This window comes from Sphingomonas sp. FG14, assembly GCF_057809675.1.
This window is the reverse complement of the sequence record NZ_JBMDKK010000029.1, coordinates 22548-28653: the sequence shown is the minus strand read 5'-3', so window position 1 is coordinate 28653 and position 6106 is coordinate 22548. Positions and strand designations below refer to the sequence as shown.

The following is a 6106-nucleotide window of genomic DNA, read 5'->3' as shown; positions in this document are numbered from 1 at the left end:
GCGTGCGGGCTGGCGGGGGGCGGGGCGGGGGGCGGGGGGGACTGTGCCGCGCTGGACGCGGCGGCGCGTGACATGCTGGGGCCGGCGCGGCGGCTGGCGCTCGATCCGGGGCTGGCCCCGCATCTCGCGATCCGGCTGCTGACCGAACCGGGCATGAAGGTGACGACGACGCTCGACACCCGCGTCCAGCGGTTCGCGGGGCAGGCGCTCGCCCGCCAGCTCCAGGGGCTGGGGGCGGAGCGCGCGCGCGACGGCGCGGTGGTGGTGGTGGACAATGCCAGCGGCGACGTGCTCGCCTATGTCGGCGGGGTCGGCGGCGGATCGACCGCCGCGCAGGTCGACGGCGCCAACAGCTATCGCCAGGCGGGATCGACGCTCAAGCCCTTCCTCTACGCCCAGGCGATCGAGCGCGGCTATCTCACGCCCGCCTCGATCCTCGACGATTCGCCCGTCCAGCTCGACACCGCCTCCGGCCTGTACGTGCCGCAGAATTACGATCGCGACTTCAAGGGGCCGGTTTCGGTGCGCAGCGCGCTCGCCGGGTCGCTCAACGTGCCGGCGGTGCGCACACTGCTGCTGGCGGGGGTCGATGCATTCCGCGACCGGCTGTGGGACACGGGCTATCGCGGGCTCACCGAGGACGGGCAATATTACGGCTTCTCGCTGGCGCTCGGCTCGGCGGAGGTCACCTTGCTCGAACAGGCGGCCGCCTATCGCGCGCTCGCGCTGGAGGGGCGCTGGTCGCCGCTGCGCGTCCGCCAGGATGACAGGCGCGAACGGCCGCGCGCGGTGTTCAGCCCGCAGGCGTCGTGGATGGTGGCGGACATGCTGGCCGATCCCGACGCCCGCGCCCGCGCCTTCGGCATGGACAGCGCGCTGCGCCTGCCCTTCTGGGCGGCGGTGAAGACGGGCACGTCAAAGGCGATGCGCGACAATTGGTGCGTGGGCTTTTCGGACCGGTTCACCGTGGCGGTGTGGATCGGCAATCTGGAGGGCGATTCGATGCGCGCCGTCTCCGGCACCAGCGGCGCCGCGCCGGTGTGGCGCGACGTGATGCGCGCGCTCCATGCCGAACGGCCGGGAGTGGCCCCGCCACGGCCATCTGGCATCGAACAGCGGGTGATCCGCTTCGCCGACGGGATCGAGCCGCCGCGCCGCGAATATTTCCTGGCGGGCACGGGGCAGGCGGTGATCGGCGGCGCGCCGGCCGCGTCGCGCCGGCCGCGAATCGTCAGCCCGGTCGGCGGCAGCGTCTATGCGCTGGACCCCGACATCCCGATCGAGCGCCAGCGCATGGCGGTGCAGGTGGCGGGCGAGGTGCTGGGCCACCGGCTGACGCTCGATTCGCGCGACCTGGGCGATGCCGGGGCGCGGCCGCTGGTGCTGGCGGGGCCGGGCACGCACCGGCTGAAACTGGTCGATCCCGGCGGGAAAGTGGTGGACAGCCTGATATTCACGGTGCGGTGAAAGCCCGGCCCGGGAACCTGCCGGCGCCGCCGGAATCCGAATCCGCGGCCCGGTTGACCGCTTTCGACTCCATCGTTATAGGCCGCCCCTGCCTGCGGGCTGGTGGTGGAGTCCATCCAGACGCTGTCCTTATGCAGGCACGCTTGAACATTGCTGATGCGTGGGAAGGCCTGGGGGGCCGTTATGGCCGCCGGGGTCCTTTTTGCATTTTGCATGCCTCATGTCGCAGCAAAGTAACTGAGAAGGTGAAGGCTTCATGCCAACGATCAACCAGCTGATCCGCAAGGGTCGCGAACCGCAGAAGGCCAAGTCGAAGGTCCCTGCGATGGAGGCGAACCCGCAAAAGCGCGGCGTTTGCACGCGCGTCTACACGACGACCCCGAAAAAGCCGAACTCGGCGCTTCGCAAGGTGGCCAAGGTTCGCCTGACCAACCAGCGCGAAGTCATCACCTATATCCCGGGTGAGGGCCACAACCTTCAGGAGCACTCGGTGGTGCTGATCCGTGGCGGCCGCGTTCGCGACCTTCCCGGCGTCCGCTACCATGTTCTGCGCGGCGTGCTCGACACGCAGGGCGTCAAGGATCGCAAGCAGAGCCGTTCGAAGTACGGCGCGAAGCGTCCCAAGTAAGAAGGATCGGCTGAAATGGCACGTCGTCGTCGTCCCGAGAAGCGGGAAATCCTCCCTGATCCCAAGTTCGGTGATCAGATTCTTTCGAAATTCATGAACAGCGTGATGCTCGACGGCAAGAAGTCCGTCGCCGAAGGCATCGTGTATGGCGCCCTGGAGACCGTCGAGGCTCGCGCCAAGAAGGATCCGATCGGCGTTTTCCACGAAGCGCTGACCAACGTGAAGCCGGGCATCGAGGTCCGCAGCCGCCGCGTCGGCGGTGCGACCTACCAGGTCCCCGTCGAGGTGCGCCCCGAGCGCGCCCAGGCGCTGGCGATCCGCTGGCTGATCACTGCCGCGCGCGCGCGCAGCGAGACCACGATGGCCGCGCGCCTCTCGGGCGAGCTGCTCGACGCTTCGAACAACCGCGGCAACGCGGTGAAGAAGCGCGAGGACACGCACCGCATGGCCGAGGCGAACCGCGCCTTCAGCCATTACCGCTGGTAAGGCTGGCGAACGGCAATCAACACCACCATATGATGGGGAGCCGGACGGTCCGGCTCCCCACATTGCTAAGGAACTGACGATCATGGCCCGCAGCCATCCGCTCGAGCGCTACCGCAATATCGGCATCATGGCGCACATCGACGCCGGTAAGACCACGACGACGGAGCGCATCCTCTATTACACCGGCAAGTCCTACAAGATCGGCGAAGTGCACGAAGGCACGGCGACGATGGACTGGATGGAGCAGGAGCAGGAGCGCGGGATCACGATCACCTCGGCGGCGACCACCTGCAAGTGGCGCGCTGAAGAGGGCAAGGGCGAAGAGCACCTGATCAACATCATCGACACGCCCGGACACGTCGACTTCACCATCGAGGTCGAGCGCTCGCTGCGCGTGCTCGACGGCGCGGTGGCCTGCTTCGACGGCGTCGCCGGCGTTGAGCCGCAGTCGGAAACGGTGTGGCGCCAGGCGGAGAAGTACAAGGTTCCCCGCATGTGCTTCGTCAACAAGCTCGACCGCACCGGCGCGAGCTTCGAGCGCTGCGTCGACATGATCAAGGACCGCCTGGGCGCGCGTCCCGCCGTGCTGTATCTCCCGATCGGCATCGAGGGCGGCTTCAAGGGCCTGGTCGATCTGGTCGAGAACCGCGCGATCATCTGGCTCGATGAGTCGCTGGGCGCGAAGTTCGAATATCGCGACATCCCCGAGGATCTGCAGGACGCCGCCGCGACCGCGCGCGCCGAGCTGATCGAGATGGCCGTCGAGCAGGACGACGACGTGATGGAGGCGTATCTGGAGGGCAACGAGCCCGACGTCGCCACCCTCAAGAAGCTGATCCGCAAGGGTACGCTGAACTTCTCGTTCGTTCCGATCGTCTGCGGTTCGGCGTTCAAGAACAAGGGCGTGCAGCCCCTGCTCGACGCCGTGGTCGACTATCTGCCTTCGCCGCTGGACATTCCCGACGTGCAGGGCGTGAAGCTCGACGGCGAGACGCCGGATTCGCGTCCGGCTTCGGACGATGCGCCGCTGTCGCTGCTGGCGTTCAAGATCATGAACGACCCGTTCGTGGGTTCGCTCACCTTCGCGCGCATCTATTCGGGCACGCTGTCCAAGGGCAGCTACCTGAACTCGGTGAAGGACAAGAAGGAAAAGATCGGCCGTATGCTCCTCATGCACGCGAACTCGCGTGAGGACATCGATGAAGCGCGCGCCGGCGACATCGTCGCGATCGCGGGCCTCAAGGAAACGACGACCGGCGACACGCTATGCGACGCCGCGAATCCGATCATCCTGGAGCGCATGGAGTTCCCCGAGCCCGTGATCGAGCTGTCGGTGGAGCCGAAGACCAAGGCCGACCAGGAAAAGATGGGCATCGCGCTCAACCGCCTGGCCGCCGAGGATCCCTCGTTCCGCGTTTCGACTGATCACGAATCGGGCCAGACCATCATCAAGGGGATGGGCGAGCTCCACCTCGAGATCCTGGTCGACCGCATGAAGCGCGAGTTCAAGGTCGAGGCCAATGTCGGCGCGCCGCAGGTGGCCTATCGCGAATATCTGAAGAAGCCCGTCGATATCGACTACACCCACAAGAAGCAGTCGGGCGGCACCGGCCAGTTCGGCCGCGTGAAGGTGAAGCTTGCGCCGGGTGAACGCGGTTCGGGCATCATCTTCAAGGACGAGATCAAGGGCGGCAATATTCCCAAGGAATATATCCCCGCGATCGAGAAGGGCTTCCGCGAGACGGCGGCCACGGGTTCGCTGGTCGGCTTCCCGATCATCGACTTCGAGATCCTGCTGTATGACGGCGCGTACCACGACGTCGACTCGTCGGCGCTGGCGTTTGAAATCTGTGCCCGCGGCGCGATGCGCGAAGCGGCCCAGAAGTCGGGCATCACGCTGCTCGAGCCGGTGATGAAGGTGGAAGTCGTCACGCCGGAGGATTATCTGGGCGACGTGATCGGCGACATGAACAGCCGTCGCGGCCAGATCCAGGGCACCGACACGCGCGGCAACGCGCAGGCGGTGACCGCGATGGTGCCGCTGGCGAACATGTTCGGTTACGTGAATTCGCTGCGCTCGTTCACGCAGGGCCGCGCTCAGTACAGCATGCAGTTCTCGCACTATGACGAGGTTCCGCAGAACGTCGCGGATGAAGTGAAAGCAAAGCTGGCATAATTCGAGAATCGTCGCTATGGGGCCACGCTTCGAGCACGCCCCTGGCGGTCGGCGATCGAGATCAGAGAGAAGAAGGTAGGAAGAAAATGGCGAAAGCTAAATTTGAGCGGACCAAGCCGCACTGCAACATCGGCACCATCGGTCACGTCGACCATGGCAAGACCTCGCTGACCGCGGCGATCACCAAGGTGCTGGCCGAGACCGGCGGCGCGACGTTCGTCGACTATGCCAACATCGACAAGGCGCCTGAAGAGCGCGAGCGCGGCATCACCATCTCGACCGCGCACGTCGAGTATGAGACCGGCGAGCGCCACTATGCGCACGTCGACTGCCCGGGCCACGCCGACTATGTGAAGAACATGATCACCGGCGCCGCGCAGATGGACGGCGCGATCCTCGTCGTTTCGGCCGCTGACGGCCCGATGCCGCAGACCAAGGAGCACATCCTGCTCGCCAAGCAGGTCGGCGTTCCCACCATGGTCGTCTTCCTGAACAAGGTCGACCAGGTCGACGATCCGGAGCTGCTGGAGCTCGTCGAGCTCGAAATCCGCGAGGAGCTTTCCAAGCGCGACTTCGACGGCGACAATATTCCGATCATCGCCGGTTCGGCTCTCGCCGCTCTGGAAGACAGCAACACCGAGATCGGCCGTGACGCGATCCTGAAGCTGATGGCTGCCGTCGACGCGTGGATCCCGCAGCCGGAGCGTCCGCTCGACAAGCCCTTCCTGATGCCGATCGAAGACGTGTTCTCGATCTCGGGTCGTGGTACGGTCGTCACCGGCCGCGTCGAGACCGGCATCGTCAAGGTTGGCGAGGAAGTCGAGATCGTCGGCATCAAGGACACCAAGAAGACGACCGTCACCGGCGTCGAGATGTTCCGCAAGCTGCTCGACCAGGGCCAGGCCGGCGACAACATCGGTGCGCTGATCCGCGGCGTCGGCCGTGAAGAGGTCGAGCGTGGCCAGGTGCTCTGCAAGCCCGGCTCGATCAAGCCGCACACCGAGTTCACTTCGGAGGTCTATGTCCTCTCGAAGGACGAGGGTGGCCGTCACACGCCGTTCTTCGCGAACTATCGTCCGCAGTTCTACTTCCGCACCACCGACGTGACCGGCGAAGTCGTGCTCCCCGAGGGCACCGAGATGGTCATGCCGGGCGACAACGTCCAGCTCAGCGTCAAGCTGATCGCCCCGATCGCGATGGATCCGGGTCTGCGCTTCGCAATTCGCGAAGGCGGCCGTACCGTCGGCGCAGGGGTTGTCGCGACGATCACGAAGTAATATAGGCACCGCAGCCGCCCGATTCTCTCTGGGGAATCGGGCGGCTCGCATTTTACAGTTACGGCTCTTTCG

General features: G+C 65.9%; 5 protein-coding genes. All 5 read left to right on the top strand.

Annotated features, from left to right (window positions below):
• On the top strand, positions 1–1467 hold a 1467-nt coding region (locus tag ACODTA_RS28980; RefSeq protein WP_489070929.1), incomplete at its 5' end, for a penicillin-binding transpeptidase domain-containing protein.
• A 256-nt stretch (positions 1468–1723) separates the two neighbouring features.
• A complete protein-coding gene (gene rpsL / locus ACODTA_RS28975; RefSeq protein ID WP_489070927.1) occupies positions 1724–2095 on the top strand; it encodes a 30S ribosomal protein S12 in 372 nt (123 codons plus the stop codon).
• Between the two features lie 15 nt (positions 2096–2110).
• Positions 2111–2581 carry a 30S ribosomal protein S7 gene (gene rpsG, locus ACODTA_RS28970; protein WP_489070925.1) on the top strand — a complete coding sequence of 157 codons (471 nt, stop codon included), beginning with the start codon at positions 2111–2113 and terminating at the stop codon, positions 2579–2581.
• An 82-nt stretch (positions 2582–2663) separates the two neighbouring features.
• On the top strand, positions 2664–4757 hold the full coding sequence (gene fusA / locus ACODTA_RS28965; RefSeq protein WP_489070923.1) for an elongation factor G: 2094 nt from the start codon (positions 2664–2666) through the stop codon (positions 4755–4757).
• Positions 4758–4843: 86 nt separating this feature from the next.
• Entirely contained in the window at positions 4844–6034 is a 1191-nt protein-coding gene (gene tuf / locus ACODTA_RS28960; RefSeq protein WP_489070921.1) for an elongation factor Tu, read from the top strand.
• Positions 6035–6106 lie beyond the last annotated feature (72 nt).

Excerpts from the sequence above, each read along its gene's own strand:
- fusA (WP_489070923.1), top strand. The coding sequence starts at position 2,664 with ATGGCCCGCAGCCATCCGCTCGAGCGCTACCGCAATATCGGCATCATG.
- rpsL (WP_489070927.1), top strand. The coding sequence starts at position 1,724 with ATGCCAACGATCAACCAGCTGATCCGCAAGGGTCGCGAACCGCAGAAG.
- tuf (WP_489070921.1), top strand. The coding sequence starts at position 4,844 with ATGGCGAAAGCTAAATTTGAGCGGACCAAGCCGCACTGCAACATCGGC.
- rpsG (WP_489070925.1), top strand. The coding sequence starts at position 2,111 with ATGGCACGTCGTCGTCGTCCCGAGAAGCGGGAAATCCTCCCTGATCCC.